Genomic DNA, 18,538 nt, shown 5'->3' on the forward strand with positions numbered 1-18,538 from the left:
GAGCCCGCAAAAACCGAGCATGTGATTTCTCCGCGCCCACCCCAAAACAAAGAGGCAAATCTCAATATTTCTGACACAATTCACCGCGTTGAGATGTTTCAGCAGAGCGGGAGGTCCGCATAGGCGTTGAGGTTCAAGTCGGCTGAGGCGCCCTTGCGCAGCTTCGGCGTGCCCGCTGCGGCGATCATTGCGGCGTTGTCGGTTGTAAGAATCGGGCTCGGGTAGTAGACGCGGCAGCCCTCCCCTGGCTCGTCGAAAGCTTCGGTGAAGATCCGACGCAGCAGGCTGTTGCAGGCCACGCCGCCAACCAGCAGGATGGACTGCGGGCTGTGCCGCCGCGCCGCCTTGCGTGTCTGTGCCACGAGAGTATCGATAATTGCCTGCTGATAGCTAGCAACCAGATCCAGCACTTTCTGCGGCACCTTTTTGGGGGACCGGCAAGGCCGGATGCCGGCCTGCTCGATGTGCCGCAGCGCCGCAGTCTTGAAGCCGCTGAAGCTGAAATCCAGGCTGCCGTCGCTGATTTTGGGGATGGAGAAATGAAAGCCATGCGTATCGCCCGACCGAGCCAGGCGATCGATGATGGGGCCGCCGGGGTAGCCCAGCCCCAGAAACTTCGCAAGCTTGTCAAGCGCCTCCCCCGCCGCATCGTCGCGAGTACGCGCGATGCGTTGGTAGCGGTCCGGCTCCGGTGAAAGAATCAGCGAGGTGTGGCCGCCGGAGACCACCAGCGCCAGCAGGGGATAAGAGATCTCGGGATGTTCGATGAATGCCGAATAGATGTGGCCTTCGAGATGATTTATGGGCACCAGAGGCTTTTTCAGAGTAAAGGCCATGGCCTTGGCAAAAGACAGTCCCACGAGAAGCGACCCAATCAGCCCCGGCCCCTGGGTGACCGCGATGCCGTCAATCCGGCCGTAGCTCATGCCGGCGTCGGCGAATGCCTGGCGCACCACGAAGCCGATGTTGCGCAAGTGCTCGCGGCTGGCCAGTTCCGGCACCACGCCGCCGAAGCTGCGGTGAGTTTCGATTTGCGAGGCTACCACGTTGGCATGGACGACACGCCCGTCCTCAACCAGGGCGGCGGCAGTTTCATCGCACGACGACTCAATGCCCAAAACCAGCATGTTACGATCTCCAACCAGAGGATCATGAGCTTTTCGTGTGCGCGGGAGCGCCCCCGGTGCACAGGGGACTGTTAAGTCCGGCGGGCAGAGCTTCGTTGTTCATTCGTCCCTCGTCATTTAGAAACGAGCGCGCGCAGGCTCTCGATATAGGGAGGCCGAGCCACGCCAAGCTCTGTAATGATGGCGGCTACGTAACGGTACGGGGTCACATCAAACGCCGGATTGGCGACTTCCGTGTGGGCGGGAACAATGGTGATACCCTGGAGCTGTCGCACCTCTTCCGGATCGCGTTCTTCGATCGGGATATGGCTCCCGTCCGGAATCGTCAGATCGAATGTAGATGTCGGCGCAGCCACAAAAAAAGGCACGCCGTTCTCCTTGGCGAGCACGGCTACCGCATAAGTGCCGATCTTATTGGCCACATCACCATTGGCTGCGATGCGGTCGGCACCCACGATGACGCAATCAATGCGGCCCAGCCGCATGAAATGGCCTGCCATACCGTCCGTTATGACCGTGACCGGAATGTTGTCCTCCTGCAGCTCCCATGCAGTCAGGCGGGCCCCCTGCAGAAACGGACGGGTCTCGTCAGCGAAGACCTGGATGTGTTTGCCGGCCTCGACTGCGGCACGGAGGACCCCCAGCGCCGTGCCGTAGCCGGCTGTTGCCAGCGCACCGGCGTTGCAGTGAGTCAAAACCCTGGCGCCGTCGGCGATCAGGGACTGGCCCATTCGTCCCATCGCGCGATTGGCGCGGATGTCCTCGTCGTGGATGGCCTGGGCCTCATGCACGAGAGCCGCGCGCACCGCCTCAATCCCACCCGCCCGCACGCGTCGATAGACACCCTTCATCCGCTCGACCGCCCAGCACAGGTTGATGGCCGTGGGACGCGCCCCCGCAATCACGCCGCAGATCCTCTCGAATTCCGTGTCCAACTCTTCCAGGGTGCTTGCGGTCGCTTTCTTCGCCCCGATCGCCACACCCATGGCAGCGGCAACGCCGATCGCGGGTGCACCGCGGACCACCATCGCACGGATCGCTTCGGCGACTTCCTGGAAGCCGGTGCAGGTTTGATAGACCTCCTGCAAAGGGAGCAGGCGCTGGTCGAGCATCACCACCCCGGTTTCTTTCCATTCAATGGTCCGTATCATGCCGAACAGTCTAGCCTACCAGAGAACGTTTTTGAAGGAAGGTCCGCTCAATTTGACCATAGGCGATTGACGACTGGAAACCGGGCAGCAAATGCAAAGAGAGATATTCACTGTGCTGGAGGACCACTCCACCCTCACTCGATTGTCCTTTTTCATTGGTCAATCTTCAATCGTCATTCAGATTGACTTTGTCTGAACCATAGTGATATTGATTGTCGGGTAACGTCGTTCTTTCCAAATCGGATTGAGGTGCCCCGGACCGGGGGTAAAAGGGAAGTGGGTGTGAGTCCCACACGGTCCCGCCACTGTATTCGGAGAGCCGGCTTCTTCGGCCTGCAGCAGCATTCAGAGTAGTCCGCCACTCGTTGATCCAGACGGGGAAGGTGAGAAGCCCGGCGACGACCCGAGAGTCAGGAAACCTGCCTCATCCCCTTTTTCAGCCAACTCTTCGCGAGAAAGAGACCTGAAATGCCTCGCATACTTCACGGTTCTTCCCTCTTAGCACGCTGCGCCGGCTTTGCTTTGTTCGCCCTGCTGGCCTGCTGTTCGCGAACCTTGCCTGACAGTAACCACCGGAGCGCCGGTGTCCCGACTGCGACCGTAGAATACACCGACGGCATCGGCAGGCCCATCGTACTGCCTCGGCATCCGCAGCGGGTTATCTCCCTGGCGCCGAGCGTGACTGAGGTTTTATATCTTCTCGGAGCCGACGACCGGCTGATCGGAGTCACCACGCACTGCGACTGGCCTGAAGACGCTAAAGGCAAGCCGAAGATCGGAACCCTCCTCAATCCCAACTTCGAGACCATTCTCGCCGCACGCCCCGACCTCATCATCGCGTCGACCGCGGGGAACGATCAGGCAGCCGTGTACAAACTCGCGGGGTTTGGGCTCCCCGTATTTGTAACCGCGCCACGATCCGTCGATGGGATTTTTGAGACCACGCTCGCAATCGGCCGGATTACGGACCGCGGCGCGCAGGGCGAGCAACTCGTGGCCCGGATGAAAGGCCGTCTGCAGGAGGTCAAGCGCCGCCTCGCCGGGCTCCCGCCCACGCGCGCCTTCTTCATCACCTGGTTCGATCCCCTGCTGGCGCCGGGCCGCAAGACGTTCGAAAACGACGTGCTGGGGCTGGCGGACGTGGTCTCCATCTCCGCTGCAAGCGAGGAATTCTATCCGCGCTACAGCCTCGAGCAGGTACTGGCACAGAATCCCGATGTCATTCTGACGGTCTATCACGAGGGCAAACCTATACCCGATCTCAGGAATATCGCGGGCTGGCGTTCCTTGAGGGCGGTGCAGCGGGGCCGGATTTACGTCTTGAGCGAAGTCCTGCAACATCCCTCGCCGCGGTTTGTTGACGGCGTCGAGGAACTGGCGCGCAAACTTCATCCGGAGCGTTTCCAATGAAGCGTCTTTCCCGCAGGCGCATTGCCGTCGTATGCCTCTCATTGTTGTTCGCCTGGAGCTGTGCCGCGCTGTTCGCTCTTGCCGTCGGAAGCGTCGCCATTCCGCCTGGAAGAGTGGTATGGCTGGTGGCGCACCACGTGTCCGGCACTCCGGAAGCGGACGACCCGCTGGCGACTATACTGTTCTCGATTCGCCTGCCGCGCATATTCCTCAGCTCGCTGGTCGGCGCCGCGCTCGCCGTCGCGGGTGCGGCTTTTCAGTCGCTGCTGCGCAATCCTCTTGCCGATCCCTTCGTCCTGGGAGTTTCGACGGGCGCCTCGCTCGGGACGATCCTGTATTCCATCTTCGCCGCATCCTGGGGAACGGCCGAGGCCGCGGCGGGCCTCGCTTATGGCCGTCCGTTGGCGGCGTTTGCCGGAGCCGCACTCGTAGTTGCCGCGGTCTACTTCCTTGCGGGAGGCGGCACCCGCTCGGGAGAAGGTTCGCAGCGTCTGCTGCTGGCAGGGATCGTGCTGGCCTCGTTTATTTCGTCGATCAACGTCATTCTGCTCACCAGCACCAGCCAGGCTGATCTGCGCGGCATCTTTTACTGGCTCATCGGCGACCTCAGCCGTCCGGTCGACGCATCGATCTACGTCGTTACCGCTTTAGTCCTGGCAGGATTCCTCCTGCTTTATCTGTTTTCCCGCAGCTTGAACCTGATTTCGCTGGGAGAGGAGGATGCCCTGATCCTGGGCGTCGAGGTCCCGCGCGTGAAGGTCGGCGTATATCTCATCGCATCGCTCATCACCGGCGCGGTGGTTTCCGTCGGCGGCCCGATCGCCTACATCGGCCTCATCTGCCCCCATCTCGGACGCATGATGTTCGGCAGCGACAACCGCATCCTGTTCCCTACCGTCTTCCTGTTCGGCGCCATCTTCACTCTGCTGGCGGATACCATGGCACGCACGCTGCTGTCACCCGCTGAATTGCCGGTAGGCGTCATCACGGCGCTTATCGGAGCGCCGCTGTTCATTTACCTTTCGCGACGGAGGAGCAGGCTATGAGGCCGAACGCTTCGTCCCCCGCACTGGAAGCGTGTGAGGTGAGCTTCGCATACCGGAATCCGGTGGTGCGAAACCTCACAATCGAATTGATGCCCGGCACAGTCACCGGAATCATCGGGCCCAACGGTTCGGGAAAGACCACGGTGCTGCGCCTCCTGGGTGGCATATTGCGGCCGGCATCAGGAAGCATCCTGCTGAACGGAGAGATGCCTCTGGCCGAGCTGCCTCGCAAGCAGGTCGCTCGGCGCATCGCGATGGTGCCTCAGAGCGCCGGCGACGGTTCCCAACTGACAGTCCTGCAGTTCGCCCTTCAGGGTCGTTCTCCCCACATGTCCCTGTTCGGGTTCGAGAGCGCGCACGACGAAGAGGTCACACTGGCGGCGCTGGAGATGACGCAGTTGACGCGATATCGCGATGTGCGGGTCTGCGAGCTTTCCGGCGGGGAGAAGCAGCGTCTCCTGCTGGCGCGAGCGTTGGTCCAGGAGTCGTTGATCCTGCTGCTCGACGAACTCACCGCCAATTTGGACATCAACTATCAAGTCGAATTGATGCGCCTGGTTCGCCGCCTCACGCGGGAACGGAGGCTCGCTACGCTCGTTGTCTCACATGAGATCCATCTCTTAGGCAGTTTTTCCGACCGTATCGCCCTGATGTCGGAAGGCACAATTCGTTGTCAGGGCACCGTGTCGGAAGTAATCACCCGGGAGAATCTGAGCCGGATCTTCGGCCTGGATTTCCAGGTCCGGCGGGCAGCAGACGGCTTGCCCGAGGTCTTGCCAGTCATAGAAGAACGGAGATAGATATGAATAGCACTCCAGCCCCAGACAAACCACCATTAGCGCGCAAGTACATCAGCGACATGCCATTGCTGACGCCCCATCCTCGTGACAGAAAAAAAAGAAACCGCCCGGACACCAGGACGCCGGGACGCCAAGAAAACTCGGCCCTCCTGGGGTGTCGGCACCCCGACCTCCTGACGTTCAGCCCGTCCGGCTCGTCCTTGTTATCGTTGTCGCTACGCTGCGCCTGGCATTTCGGATATTCCCTGGTTTTAGTGATTCTTGCTTCCTCAATCGCCTGGGCGCAGCAGGACGGAATGCGCCGGGTTACGGGAACAGTAGTCGATCAGAGCGGCGCGCCGGTTCCGCGTGTGCTCGTCGAGGTCCGCGGGCCATCGGGGCAGAATGCCGCGTCTGCTTTGACTGATACTCAGGGCAGGTTTGCCCTCGATCTGCCGGATGGCGCATACACCTTGGATGCCACAGCCGCCGGGCTTGCCCCGATTCGGCACCAGTCACTGGAGGTCGGCGCCGCCACCCCCCCGCTGAGTTTGACCTTGGAGATACCGGCCATCAAAGAATCGATTGTGGTGACCGCTACCCGAACGGAGGCGCCTCTGGCCCAGATCGGCAGCAGTACCACCGTCATCCGCGGGGATGACCTGGAGAGCGCCGGCATCGATTCGATGGCGGAGGCGCTGCGCAGGGTCGCCGGCCTCACGCTGGTTCAGAACGGAGCCGTCGGACAGTTGGCCTCTGTCTTTATCCGAGGCGGCGAATCGGACTACACCAAGGTGCTGATCGACGGCATTCCTGTAAACGATCCCGGGGGAAGCTTCAACTTTGCAAACCTGTCGGCCGCGAGCATCGACCGCATCGAGATCGTGCGCGGCCCGCAGAGTGCCCTCTTCGGATCCGACGCCATGGCCGGCGTCATTCAGATCTTTACACGCCGGGGAACCAGCGAAGGCTTGGAGCCCAAGCCGCGTATCGCGGTCGAAGGGGGCAGCTTCGCAACATTCCGCTATGAAGCCGGCATCGGAGGTAAAGGGGAGCGATTCGATTATGCGGCCTCGTTCGCACGTCTCGACACTGACAACCACGTCCTCAACGGTTCCTTCAACGACGCGACCGCCACTGCCAACTTCGGATTCCGCCCATCCCCGAAGAGCCTGCTGCGAGCCGTCTTCCGCAGCGATGCCGGACGCGCAGGCGTGCCGGGCCAGTGGGCATTCGCACGTCCCGATTCGGATCAGTTCTACCGCCACCGTGACCTGGCCGGTGGAGTCACTTTCACACATTTCATCACCCCCTCCTGGACGCAGACATTTTCTTATTCCATCAACGATTCCCGGCAGTTTTCCGAGGACAGCGTCGATTCCGGCAGCTTTGTCGCACGATACCAGGGCCGGACCTCCCCCTTCACTTCTTTTGACTTCTCCTATCAGACATTCAACCAGAGTCTGCGCCAGAAGATCGGCTACCAGAGCGAGTTGTCCCTTCCTCATGCCCATCTTCTCACCGCAGGCGCCGAATTTGAACGCGAGACCGGAACGGCGGGTGATCCTCGCTTTGATCCGCTGGCTGCAGTTCGCAGAAACTTCGGCGCCTTCGTGCAGGATCAGTGGTTTCTGCATAAACGCCTCTTCGTCGCAGCGGGAGTGCGCCTGGAGCACAACGCGAGCTTCGGTTTCTCGGCCGCACCGCGTCTTTCGCTGGCATGGCAGCTGCACCAGCCGGTGCCGGGCGGGCCGCTGGGCCTGACCAAAATCAAGGCCAATTTCGGTTTGGGGATCAAGGAGCCCACCCTGGTTGAGTCGTTCAGCAGATCTCCATTTTTTCTCGGCAACCCCGATCTCAAGGCAGAAAAATCTACGAGCTGTGATGTCGGCATCGAACAACAATTCGGCGCCGGCAAAGGGGCTATGGAGGTTACATTTTTCGAAAACCGGTTCCGCAATCAGATCGATTTCATAACCACGGACTTCACTACCTTTGCGGGAACATTTTTCAACATCGGCAAAACCCGTTCCCGGGGCGTCGAGACCAGCTTCCGGCAGATTCTTGGTCTGGGGCTGGAGGTCGCCGGATCTTACACGTTCCTTGATTCTCTGATTCTGGAAAATTCTGCTGCGCCGGGCTCGGTCTTTGCGCCCGGCCAGGCGCTCTTCCGGCGCCCGCGGCACTCCGGCTTTCTCGACCTGAAGTGGAAGCCGGGACGCTGGACGTTTGGTGCTACCGGCACTCTGATCGGCAGCCGGCTCGATTCAGACTTCCTCGGCCTCGGGCTAAGCCGGAATCCAGGGTATGGAGTGCTGGATCTGCTCGTCAGCTTCCGCCTGCTGTCGGGAGTGACCCTGTTTGCCGTCGTGAACAATGCGCTGGACAAAAGTTACATGGAAGCATTTGGGTACCCGGCGCTGCCCGCCCGATTCCGCATTGGCCTCAGCACAAGCTTTTAAAATCCCAACCCAGAGAGCGCAGAAGTAGCAGAGAAAAACAACCATTCCGCGGCCTCTGCGCTCTCTGCGTTGGGGATTTAGGAGTAGAATGAGCGGCACAAGCTGAGGAGAGATCGATGGCAATCGATAAGAAGCGGTGGCTCCTGTCTGTGATCCCGCTGGTCTGCATTCTCTGGCCGGCGGCCGGCTGCAGGCGCAATCCCCCTGCAGAGCAGACCGCGCAGCCTGCAGCTGAGAGCCAGGCGGGCACGGCCAGGGACGCGCCGCCCGCCACCTATGTGCAGCTGGGCGAAGCTTCGCTTCGGGCATTTGAAACGGGTACCGAGTATCTATTGAGCGGCAGAGTCACTTCCGAACTCATGGAGGCTCTGCCTGGGGCCACGGTCTCGGTATACGGGTCCGCGCCTCTTTGGTCGCCGCCGACGTTCGAACAGCCTGCCCCCTTGGATACTCAGACCTGCGATCAGGACGGGCGCTACCAGATCCGCTTGAATGCGCCTGCCAATTTGTGGATCAGCATCCGCATGGAGGGATATGCGCAGATAGAAGGCTTCGTTCCGGTCCGGGATCCAAAAACGGCTGCAAGGGACTACCAGCTGAGGCCAGCCCAATCAACGATTGCGGGATTTGTCTATGATAAGAAAGATATGCCGATCGCGGGTGCTTTGGTAATCGCCAACTCTCCGCCATTCTCACTTCTGGGGGACAGCCCGGTGCCATCCCCCATAGGCCGAGTCACCGATTCCTCCGGAAAGTACACGATCGAGGGCCTTCCCGACGGTGATGTGAGCGTTATTGCTTACGCTCGGGGATATGGCCTGGACGAAGAATTGAGCCCATTGAGGGCGGGCCAAACCCAGCAGGTCAATTTCAACCTGGCAGCTGCCCCCCCCATCTCGTTCGTGGTGAAAAACAGCCGGGGCGAAGCGCTTCCCTATGCAACGGCTGCGGCCCCCGCTCATTTCAAAATCGCCGGTGGCGACAGGCGCGGGGTGATCGAGTTTTCTGTGCCGGCGGAACTGCCTCCCTTCGAATGCACTGTAGCTGCGGACGGCTACAAAACAAACACCATCCTGCTGGATCCGAAGGCTCCGCCTGCGGCAGTAGTGCTTGAAGACAGGCCGGTTTTCAGGGGCCGGGTCGTCACTGAAGCAGGCAAGGCATTGGAGGGGGCGCTGGTCATTGTCTTCGGGACCGGCGGGATGCAAGGGAAGTTTGACGGAGCCATAAGGACCGACAAGATGGGCCGATTCTCTCTGCCATTGTCGTATCCGCCGGTGCGCGAGATCAGGATCTCCAGTCCCGGCTACCTCGACCAACGGCTCGCGTTCGATAGCAACAAGCCGGTGCCTGCCGAGACCGTCGTACGCGTGAAGAGCGTAGAAGCGGGTCTGTACGGGCGTGTGATCGATTACAGGGGTATCCCCGTGAAACGCTTCATTGTTCATCTGCGGGACACCGCCGCGAAGCCCGGCAGTCGTGAGTATCAAAGATCCTTTAGCAGTGAGAACGGCCGGTACATGATGACCGACGTCGCTCCTGGCGTTTACACTTTTATTATTCAGTCTGTGCCGAACTCGACGGCAGAAGATGTACAGCTCTTGCGCGTGGAAAAAATGGAAATCCGGAAGGGTTTTTTCTTTGGGGAAGTCCTGTCACAGTTTCCCAAGCCCACGTATGCAAAATAGACCTCCGCCATCCGACCTTCGATCCGGTCAACGGATGTCCGAGGTCGGAATCCGGAGGTCGGAGGTCCGATCATGACTCGCTTGCACCGCGTTCTCCAGGAGCAGGGGAAGGGTCCGCTGCTTGGCGCAGGGACTTATTTTTACGATCCGGTTTTTCTGGAGATTGCGGCAGGCCTGGGATTCCGGATCGCATGGTTTGACATGGAGCATTGTTTCATCACATTCGCGGAAGCATGCGACCTTTGCCGGATCACTTCAGGGCTCGGCATGCTCAGCATGATCCGCATTCCCAACTCCCACCGAGAGAACGTTCAGCGCGCTGCCGAATGCGGCCCCGACATTATCGATGTGCCGATGGCGAACTCGCCCGAGATACTGCGCGAGCTCATCCGCTATGCCCGCTTCCGCCCGGAGGGCGAACGAGGCTGCTTTCCTAATTCCCGAGCCGTCCACTACGGCCTTGCCGAGGGCGTAGCTGAACAGCAGCGGGTCAACCGGGACCTGTGTTTGATGGCGCAGATTGAGACCGGGGAGGCTGTGGCGCGCGCAGACGAACTATGCGCTGTCCCCGGCATCGATATTCTCATTGGTCCCGCCGACCTGTCCGCGAGCCTGGGCGTTCCTTATCAAACCGGCCATGCCAAGGTCAGGGCAGCCGCCGGGCAGATCATGAGCGCCGTAAGGAAGCATGGGAAACACGTGGCCGTGGCATCGCCTGCTGCGGATTTTGCCTTCTGGATCAGCCAGGGTGTAGACATCCTCCTTTGTGCGAGTGACGTGAACTGCATGAAAGCCGGGGCCCAGGCAGCTCTCCTGCAAGTGCAGGCGGCCCTCTCCGCACCAGAGCAGCAACCGTAGTAAATAGCCTGCCCGGCCTCAGACATCCGACCTCCGTCCTTTCTGGCCGTAGAGGGAAGGCAAAGGCGTTTGGCCGCCCCACAAGCTCTCGAGTTACCTCCGGGCCTTAACTCAAAACCCCCTCAACGCGATTGCGAGGTCGGAGGTCGGACGTCGGAGGTCTTCAGCTGCAGGTTGACAGTCAGCAAAACGGGTTATAGTTTATTAGCATGGCATCCTGATCGGGTCAGGATGCCGACGGAGCCGCTTGCGGCAATGACGAGAGACAGCCCCCAGAGACCGAGCCCTCAAATGGGCTTGCACTCCGGGCAAATCGTAGGGAGGGGGAATTGATGGAAGGAGTCAAAGCAAAAACCAACGCCGGGGATGACATTGTTTTGAAGCAGCCGGTGGTCGCACAATTCAAGGACCGGTTGCGAGGTGAACTTCTCACCTCTGCAGACGCAGGCTATGACCGGGCCCGCAAGGTCTACAACGGCATGATCGATCGTCACCCCAGCCTCATCGCGCGCTGCGCTGGTGTGGCCGATGTCATGGCCGCAGTCGACTTTGCGCGAGACAACCAACTTGTGGTCGCAGTGCGTGGCGGCGGGCACAACGTCGGTGGTTTTGGCACTTGTGATGCAGGACTGGTGATCGATCTATCGCCTATGAAGGGCATCCGGGTGGATCCCAAAAAACAGCGGGCTCGCGCTGAAGGGGGTTGCACCTGGGGAGATCTCGACCATGCTACCCACGTCTTCGGCCTGGCGGCTCCCGGCGGAATCATCTCCACGACGGGGATAGCCGGCCTTACGCTGGGAGGCGGCATCGGCCATCTTACCCGCAAGTGCGGCCTTTCCTGCGACAACCTGGTTTCCGTTGACGTGGTGACTGCGGATGGACGCTTTGTCACGGCGGGCGCCGGCGAAAATCCGGACCTCTTCTGGGGTCTCCGTGGCGGCGGGGGGAACTTTGGCATCGTGACTTCATTCGAGTTCAAGCTCCATCCCGTGCACACGGTGTGCGCCGGGCCGGTCCTGTACAGACTCGAGCAGGCCAAAGATGCGATGCGCTTTTATCGGGACTACATGGCCGGGGCACCGGAAGAAATGAATGGATTTTTTGCTTTTCTGATTGTGCCGCCCGGGCCCCCATTCCCCGAGCGCCTTCACAACAAGACGCTGTGCGGGATCGCAGCCTGTTACAGCGGCCCGCTCGACCGGGCGGAAAAGGTGGTCGCACCCATCCGCAAATTCGGTCCGCCCGAAGTCGATCTGCTCGGCCCTCTGCCTTTCCCGAGGCTTCAGCGAATGTTCGACGCACTCGTCCCCCCGGGGCTGCAGCATTATTGGAAAGCGGATTTCGTCCATGAGCTCAGCGAGGAGATTATCGATGCTCATGTGCGATTCGGCCCCCGCATCCCTACGGTATCATCGGCCATGCACATCTACCCTGTCAGCGGTGCGGCACAGCGGATCGGCAAGGAAGATACGGCTTTCAGCTATCGGGATGCGAATTTCGTGCACGTAATCGCCGCCATGTATCCCGATCCCGCCGACACGCCCAAGAACAGGGCATGGGTGCGCGAATACTGGGAGGCCCTCCACCCGCACTCTGCCGGCGGGGCTTATGTCAATTTCCTGATGGCGGATGAAGGTCAGGATCGGATCGCCGCGACGTATCGCGGCAACTACAGCCGGCTGGCGGCGCTGAAGAAGAAATACGATCCGGGGAACTTGTTCCGGCTCAACCAGAATATTGAGCCCTTGGCCTGAGGGCCGGATCGTGTGAATTCGGATTTTGGATTGCGGATTTTGGGGTTTTGGAACTGTACCGTTGCTTCGCCCGATCCGAAACCCGAAATCAGGAGAGTAGTTCCGCCGCGGCGCTGCGGGCGGGTTCACGCCGGTCCCAGGCGCCGCGGTCGATGAAAACGAAGAATTTCCACAGGGCTTTGTGTTTTTGCTTGAGAACCCGGATTTCTTCGTTGTTGCTGCCGGCAAGAGGCACGATGCGGCCGTTTTCGAGCCCGACGAGAACTTCCGCCTCCGGAAGGGACATGCCGATCGAAGGGCAATAGACAATAACCTGGTGAGCCTCGAGCCCCGCGGCACCCGCGATGCGCGCTTCAAGCTGTTCGCGGTCGGCCGGGCTGAAGTGATATCGGTCAACGATCTCTTTCTGCCGGTCTTCTCCTACATCGACCGTGAGAACGAAGCATGCCCGGTACAGTTGCCGGGATTCCAGGCAATTGAGGATGTGGGCGATAGCCGGGTTTGTGCCGTTGCGCTCCCTGAGGATCCATATCAGCGTCTCATCCTTGAGCTTGTGCATCTCCTTGAGCTGCAGGCCGGAACTGATCGCCAGCTCCACTGCCTTGGAGATCATCGCGCCCGAGGCGATCTTGGTGTGGTGAAAGTAGACCCGCTCGGAGAGGGTGTACCGGATGCGAAGCAAATTGACTAATTCAGACAGGGCGTCGCGCCGCAGCATGCCGTGCTTCTCCAGGTTGACGACGAAGCGTCCCCGGTCCAGGATGAATGACTGGAACACCCGCGGATCGTAATATTGAGAGAAACCGACAAAGTAGGTGTCCCGTCGCAGGTAGTCGAGAAGGTCCGCGGTGATCGCGCCGGTGATGATTTCGGAAGCAAAGCCGGCTTCACCCCGAAGGATGCGCAGGACCTGATCCTGATATCCCGATGTTTGCAGGCGCTTGGCGAGAGAGGATTCCAGGAGGAAATGCGCAAAACGCGTTTCATCCTTATCGTGACGCGGGAGGACGCGGCGCTCATCCTCAAGCGTATGGCCGAACGGTATGTGCGTGACGTCGTGCAGCAGTGCCGCCACACAGATCGCTGTGGCTTCGTCCGGGGAAATGGAACCGGTGCGCCGCAGAGCTTCGATCATCCGCCGTGCCATCCATGAAGTTCCCAGACTGTGCTCAAATCGGGTATGGGTTGCTGAGGGATAAACCAGGTATGCCGTCCCCAGCTGTTTGATCCCTCTCAGGCGCTGGAATTCTGGGGTATCGACCAGTTCCACCTCAAGCGGTTCAAGTTCGATGTCGCCGTGAGCCGCATCCCGCAGAAGCTTACCCTTCATGCGTCAAGCCTCCTATCATTCTTGAACCGTTTCAGACCACGCACGTTCCCTTCCGGAGGCGCCGCCCGGGACGTGGCATGACCCTGGCAAGCTCCTGAGGCAGAGTGCCCGTTATTGCGAAAGGGGCGCGGGTGCGCGTCCCTGATCTCTCTGAACCCCAGCCACACAGCTTTGTCCCGTCTGCCCGTACGCCATGGCATTGTACAATAGTATAATTGTCCATTGTGATTGAACTGATTGACGATTTGTCGCGAATCGTTCGCATCAATGCTCCGGCGCAGCGCATTGTTTGCCTGGTGCCGAGCATCACGGAGACGCTCTTCGCCCTGGGCGCCGGTGAACGAATCGTCGGTATCACCGACTACTGTATCCATCCTGAGGCCAAGGTCCGCATCAAACCCAGAGTCGGCGGTACCAAGAACTTCGTGGTCGACAAGGTCCTCCAGCTCAAGCCTGATCTGATCATCGCTAACGCGGAGGAAAACCGGAGACACCAGGTCGACAAGCTGGAGCATGCCGGGCTGACTGTATTTGTCACTTTCCCCAAGACCGTCGACGGCTGCCTCAAGATGATCGCCGACATGGCGGCTTTGACCGACAGCACACCCGCGGCGCAACCCGTGCTGACCTCCATCGAACAGGCTCGGGCCGACGCACGCTCGCACGCAAGCAACCCTCCACGACGTGTGCTCTGCCCCATCTGGAAAGACCCCTACATGACGATCAATCGCGATACCTTCGTCGACAGCGTGATCCGAAACTGCGGTGGCATGAACATCTTCGAGGGCAGCACCGAGCGCTACCCGCAGTTTACGCTGGAAGAGGCCGCCCGAGGCCGCCCCGAGGTCGTGATTCTTCCGACGGAACCCTACCATTTCACCAAAACGGACCTGGCCGAATTCGGGATGATGGGTGAGAAAGTTCCTGCAGTGCGGAACCGACGCATACACATCGTCGAAGGGGAACTGCTCAGCTGGTACGGCCCGCGCCTCTCCAGAGCTCTGATCGAAGTCGCCGCTCTTCTGCGCTCATGAGTGAAGAGTCATGACCCATCACTCTCATTTAAGGGCGATGAGCTCGAGTTTAAGAAGTTTGTCGAGGATTTGCAGGATTTCGAGTTCACGCAGGGGTGAGAGCATTACGATCGAATTCACGTCGCAATCGCCATTGATGCGCGAAGCGACGAAGCCTTCCTGGTGCGACAGGCTGAAACGGGTGAGAGCGTACTCGGGAACAATGAAATGGGGCGTCTTCTCGCCTGGGATGGAGTTCTTATAGATCTCCTGGCACAACGCTTTTTCGGCGCCCTCGATGAGCTCGTCAGCCCTGGCGTTCTGGGGATCCAGCCGCAACACTTCCTGAAGGACGGCGATAGCTTCCTGATACCGCTTGGCGTTCAGAAGCTCCTCGCCGCGGTTGAGAAGCACTTCCGGGTCGTCGCGCGGCGGCGGCGTTTCGCGGACTTCCTTTACTTCCACGACATTCATGTCGTAGAGCTGAAACAGTTCGAAGTTGACCTGAAAGTCCGAGCCGTGGAGTTCCAGGATCATCTCGGAAATGGCCTTCCCCTGGTTGACCTGGAACAACAGCTTCTTCTGCAGGGGTTTCAGAGCCAGGTTCTTGAGATCGGCTCCCGGCCGTATGGCGAGCACAACATTGTTGCTGGGAAAAACTTCACGGATGCGCGCCCACTCGTCCTTGCGGCGCACGCCCTCGAAAATGATGGTGTTGATGTCGATGTTGATCAGTATGAGTTCGTCGAGGCTGAAACCGTTCGCCGTGAAATGAAAATAGCCCTCCTCCCAGAGGAAAAGGTCGTAGATCACCTCCTGGGTGCGGCCCACGAGAGCCCTTTCCGCTTCCTCCTTCGTGATATGCCCCTCCTGAACCAGGATCTTGCCCAGATTCGATCGGGTCTGCAGCTGGATTTGCAGAGCGCGCTTGAGTTGCGCCTCCGTAATCTTTCCCTGGAAAAGGAGATAGTGCCCGAGCTGTCTCGTAGGCTCGTTGGACTTCGAGGAAATGATCTTGCCGTCCTTGAAAAAAACGTAGTTCTTCGTCTTGTTGCGCACAAATGTCAGCGATCCGGTCTTTCTTCCCAGCGTAACCCACTGGAGAAGCTCAGCCAGATCCATCGTTTTCAAGTTTCCGGAAAGTGACATCTGCCCGCTCGATCGATACAATAGTATGTGCTGTCAGACACTCTTAGGCCCTGTGTCCCTTGCTTCTTATCGGATCGGCAGTGCCTTTTGCTGAGAGGTCATTGGAGGCTCTTTGTGGGGAAAAGCGCTCCACTTGTCGGAGCGCGGAAATCAGGGTGCAGTAACCCTCAATCTGCCGGGATTTTGAGTATTTCTATTTGTCGCGGCTGCGGTTATCGTGGTCTGCATAGATTTTGATGGTGAAGGAATCCTAGGAATCTGCTAAAAGTTCGGCTGAGGAGCGTGACCGGTGTTGCTGACCTATGCCAATCAACTGACGATTCTTCGGATGATCTTCGTCCCCTGCTTCGTCCTTCTGCTCATTTACGGCCATCCCAGGAGCGCAATGCTGGTTTTCGTCATAGCCGGTTTCACGGACGGACTGGATGGTCTCCTGGCTCGTAAGCTTCAGCAAAAAACGGTGTTAGGGTCATTCCTGGACCCGATGGCCGACAAGTTGTTGCTGACAGCGGCCTTCATTACGCTTACCGTTCCGTCTGTGCCGGTGGCCTTCCACATCCCCGTTTGGCTCACCGTCACTTCCATAAGCCGCGACCTGCTGATCGCCCTCGCGGCCCTTATCATCCATTTGCAGACCGGGCACACCGAATTTTCCCCGAGCTTTCTAGGGAAGTGCACCACGGCGGGTCAGCTCATCACGGTGGCACTCGTACTGCTGGCGAACCTCACCCCCAGGGTGGAACCGATCCTCGATCCGCTGGTGATTGCCACCCTGCTGGTCACGGTGGCATCGGGATTGCACTATTTTTATCGCTCGGTGAAGCTCATCGATTCTTACCAGAGGGCGGAAGCAGGCAGTGCCAAGAAGGGGAATTAAAATCCGCTCAGTCGAACCGGATTCCCCGGCCCACATGGCCGGACTCGCGCCGGGTGATGAAATCCTGGCGGCGAACGGACGCCCGGTCGCAGATGAGCTGGCGCTCAGGTTCTATCTTGCGGAAGATGCATTTGTCGAGCTCGAGGTAAGTAAGGCCGGCGGGGCTGAAGTGCGGATCGAGGCGGATATGACCGGCGGCCGGGGTCTGGGAATCGAGGTCGAGGATTTCCGTACCCGGACCTGCAACAACGCCTGCCTGTTCTGTTTCATCAACCAGCTGCCTCCGGGCGCGCGACAAGCGCTGAAGATCAAAGACGACGATTATCGCCTGTCCTTTCTGCACGGCAACTACATTACCCTTACCAACCTCCCCGGCAAGGAGCTGGATCGAATCATCGAACAGGCTCTGTCACCGCTTTACGTTTCGGTGCACGCGACTGATCCGGAGCTGCGAACCAAGATCATGGGACGCAAGAAGGTCGATGATCTGGCCGGTAAGATGCGCCGTCTTGTCGACGGCGGCATCCGGATCAATGCGCAGGTCGTTCTCATGCCGGAGATCAATGACGGTGCGCACCTGGCAAGGACGGTTTTTGACCTTTATTCTTATTACCCCGGCGTTTACTCGGTCGCCATTGTGCCCTTAGGGCTCTCGGATCATGCCCCAGCCCGGGGACGACTTACCCCCGTTTCCCCGGAGTTCTGTCGCGCAGTCATCCGTCAGGTGACGCCCTGGCAGCGGCAGTTCAGGCAGGAGACGGGCCGGGGCTTCTCTTATCTAGCCGATGAATTCTACATTCAGGGAGGATTGCCGATCCCCGATACCCGCTGCTACGACGACTTCGCTCAAATCGAAGACGGCATCGGCATGGTGCGCCACTTTCTCGACGAGTTTGCCACCCACCTCGGGCGGCGGCGCAAGCCCCGGCCTCATCTCAATGGGACATTGGCGACGGGAAAGCTCTTCTACGCGTTTTTGCGGGATTGTGCCGCGCTCCTGAACCAAAAACTGGGCGCACATCTCCAGGTAGTCGAGGTGGAGAATCGATTCATGGGAAAGAGCATTACGGTGGCAGGCCTGCTCGCGGGCCGGGATATTGCAGAAGCCCTCGACGGCCTGCCACTGGGCGATTTCCTGGTGATCCCGAACGAGGCCCTTTCCCAGATCGAGGGGATCTTTGTCGATGATATGTCGCCGGGCGATCTGGCGCGCCGCCTCGGCAAGCCCGTCTACCCCAGCGGCCGTGGCATGCGCGACTTCTTCGGACTGCTCTGCCAAAGCCTCTAGAAAGCTCAACGAAGGGGGCGCAGAGGAGAAAAAATGCGTTCCCCTGCACCTTTGCGCTCGCTGCGTTGAAAGCAGTTGTTTTTCCCACCTGTCTCCTGCAGAATGTATGGCCTCAGTCGCGGAGGCGATATGGCCAGGACTATCCAAGGGAAACTGGATGCAACCGGAAGCCGATTTGCGATCGTCATCAGCCGATTCAATTCTTTTATCAGTGATCGCCTGCTCAACGGCGCTCTCGACGCCCTGGAGCGCCACGGCGCCGCGCCGGATGACATCACGACCGTCTGGGTGCCCGGTTCATTCGAAATTGTACTGGCGGCCAAAAGGATGGCGCTCTCGGGCAAGTACGATGCCGTTATCTGTCTGGGCGCGTTGCTGCAAGGGGAGACCCCTCACTTCCAGTACATCTCCTCGACGGTGACCAGGGGAATCGGGAATCTCAGCCTGGAATCCGGGGTCCCGGTAATCTATGGTATTCTTACGTGCAACACTCTGGAACAGGCGATTGAACGGGCCGGTCTCAAGTCAGGAAACAGAGGGTTTGATGCCGCTCTTTCGGCAATAGAAATGGTTCAAGTCTTAAAGCAGTTATAGAACCGCGAA

Annotated in this window: 15 protein-coding genes and 1 riboswitch; of the genes, 11 read left to right on the forward strand and 4 right to left on the reverse strand. The window is 59.5% G+C overall.

Annotated features, from left to right (window positions below; translation table 11 throughout):
* Positions 1-98 precede the first annotated feature (98 nt).
* The gene (gene tsaD, locus LAP85_15905) at positions 99-1,127 is read right to left on the reverse strand and encodes a tRNA (adenosine(37)-N6)-threonylcarbamoyltransferase complex transferase subunit TsaD (protein MBZ5497888.1); all 1,029 of its coding nucleotides are present in this window, start codon (positions 1,125-1,127) and stop codon (positions 99-101) included.
* A 113-nt stretch (positions 1,128-1,240) separates the two neighbouring features.
* A complete protein-coding gene (mtnA, locus tag LAP85_15910; protein ID MBZ5497889.1) occupies positions 1,241-2,278 on the reverse strand; it encodes an S-methyl-5-thioribose-1-phosphate isomerase in 1,038 nt (345 codons plus the stop codon).
* Between the two features lie 230 nt (positions 2,279-2,508).
* A riboswitch (cobalamin riboswitch) is annotated at positions 2,509-2,720 on the forward strand.
* 26 nt (positions 2,721-2,746) lie between these two features.
* On the opposite strand from mtnA, the gene LAP85_15915 reads away from it, so the two are divergent.
* The 7 genes from LAP85_15915 (at position 2,747) to LAP85_15945 (ending at position 12,278) form a co-directional block, all read left to right on the forward strand.
* Positions 2,747-3,688 (forward strand): cobalamin-binding protein, encoded by a 942-nt coding sequence (locus LAP85_15915; GenBank protein MBZ5497890.1) that lies wholly within the window; start codon positions 2,747-2,749, stop codon positions 3,686-3,688.
* Positions 3,685-4,734, forward strand: a complete 1,050-nt coding sequence (locus tag LAP85_15920; GenBank protein MBZ5497891.1) for an iron ABC transporter permease — start codon at positions 3,685-3,687, stop codon at positions 4,732-4,734. Before LAP85_15915 ends, LAP85_15920 begins: the two co-directional genes overlap by 4 nt.
* Positions 4,731-5,534, forward strand: coding sequence for an ABC transporter ATP-binding protein (locus tag LAP85_15925; protein ID MBZ5497892.1), 804 nt, complete (start codon positions 4,731-4,733; stop codon positions 5,532-5,534). The genes LAP85_15920 and LAP85_15925 overlap by 4 nt, the downstream gene beginning before the upstream one ends.
* Positions 5,535-5,536: 2 nt before the next feature.
* Positions 5,537-7,975, forward strand: a complete 2,439-nt coding sequence (locus LAP85_15930) for a TonB-dependent receptor (protein MBZ5497893.1) — start codon at positions 5,537-5,539, stop codon at positions 7,973-7,975.
* 116 nt (positions 7,976-8,091) lie between these two features.
* Positions 8,092-9,663 carry a carboxypeptidase-like regulatory domain-containing protein gene (locus tag LAP85_15935; protein ID MBZ5497894.1) on the forward strand — a complete coding sequence of 524 codons (1,572 nt, stop codon included), beginning with the start codon at positions 8,092-8,094 and terminating at the stop codon, positions 9,661-9,663.
* Positions 9,664-9,735: 72 nt separating this feature from the next.
* Positions 9,736-10,521, forward strand: coding sequence for a hypothetical protein (locus LAP85_15940; protein MBZ5497895.1), 786 nt, complete (start codon positions 9,736-9,738; stop codon positions 10,519-10,521).
* 332 nt (positions 10,522-10,853) lie between these two features.
* Positions 10,854-12,278: an FAD-binding oxidoreductase gene (locus LAP85_15945; protein ID MBZ5497896.1), complete on the forward strand. Its 1,425-nt coding sequence runs from the start codon at positions 10,854-10,856 to the stop codon at positions 12,276-12,278.
* A gap of 88 nt (positions 12,279-12,366) precedes the next feature.
* Here LAP85_15945 and LAP85_15950 read toward each other — a convergent pair whose 3' ends face one another.
* Positions 12,367-13,608 carry an HD domain-containing protein gene (locus LAP85_15950; protein ID MBZ5497897.1) on the reverse strand — a complete coding sequence of 414 codons (1,242 nt, stop codon included), beginning with the start codon at positions 13,606-13,608 and terminating at the stop codon, positions 12,367-12,369.
* 224 nt (positions 13,609-13,832) lie between these two features.
* Between LAP85_15950 and LAP85_15955 the strand changes: the two genes are divergently transcribed.
* Positions 13,833-14,642, forward strand: coding sequence for a cobalamin-binding protein (locus LAP85_15955; protein ID MBZ5497898.1), 810 nt, complete (start codon positions 13,833-13,835; stop codon positions 14,640-14,642).
* A gap of 24 nt (positions 14,643-14,666) precedes the next feature.
* Here LAP85_15955 and LAP85_15960 read toward each other — a convergent pair whose 3' ends face one another.
* Positions 14,667-15,770: a DUF4388 domain-containing protein gene (locus tag LAP85_15960; GenBank protein ID MBZ5497899.1), complete on the reverse strand. Its 1,104-nt coding sequence runs from the start codon at positions 15,768-15,770 to the stop codon at positions 14,667-14,669.
* A 289-nt stretch (positions 15,771-16,059) separates the two neighbouring features.
* Here LAP85_15960 and LAP85_15965 point away from each other — a divergent pair, with 289 nt between their 5' ends.
* The 3 genes from LAP85_15965 to ribE all read left to right on the forward strand — a co-directional run bounded on the left by LAP85_15965 (position 16,060) and on the right by ribE (position 18,529).
* Complete coding sequence (locus LAP85_15965; GenBank protein MBZ5497900.1) at positions 16,060-16,647, forward strand: CDP-alcohol phosphatidyltransferase family protein; 588 nt, start codon at positions 16,060-16,062, stop codon at positions 16,645-16,647.
* Positions 16,628-17,935, forward strand: coding sequence for a DUF512 domain-containing protein (locus tag LAP85_15970; GenBank protein MBZ5497901.1), 1,308 nt, complete (start codon positions 16,628-16,630; stop codon positions 17,933-17,935). The genes LAP85_15965 and LAP85_15970 overlap by 20 nt, the downstream gene beginning before the upstream one ends.
* A 129-nt stretch (positions 17,936-18,064) precedes the next feature.
* Positions 18,065-18,529 (forward strand): 6,7-dimethyl-8-ribityllumazine synthase, encoded by a 465-nt coding sequence (gene ribE, locus LAP85_15975; GenBank protein ID MBZ5497902.1) that lies wholly within the window; start codon positions 18,065-18,067, stop codon positions 18,527-18,529.
* The last annotated feature ends 9 nt before the right edge of the window (positions 18,530-18,538 follow it).

This window comes from Terriglobia bacterium (genome assembly GCA_020072565.1).
In the GTDB taxonomy this organism is placed as follows: Bacteria; Acidobacteriota; UBA6911; order UBA6911; family UBA6911; genus JAFNAG01.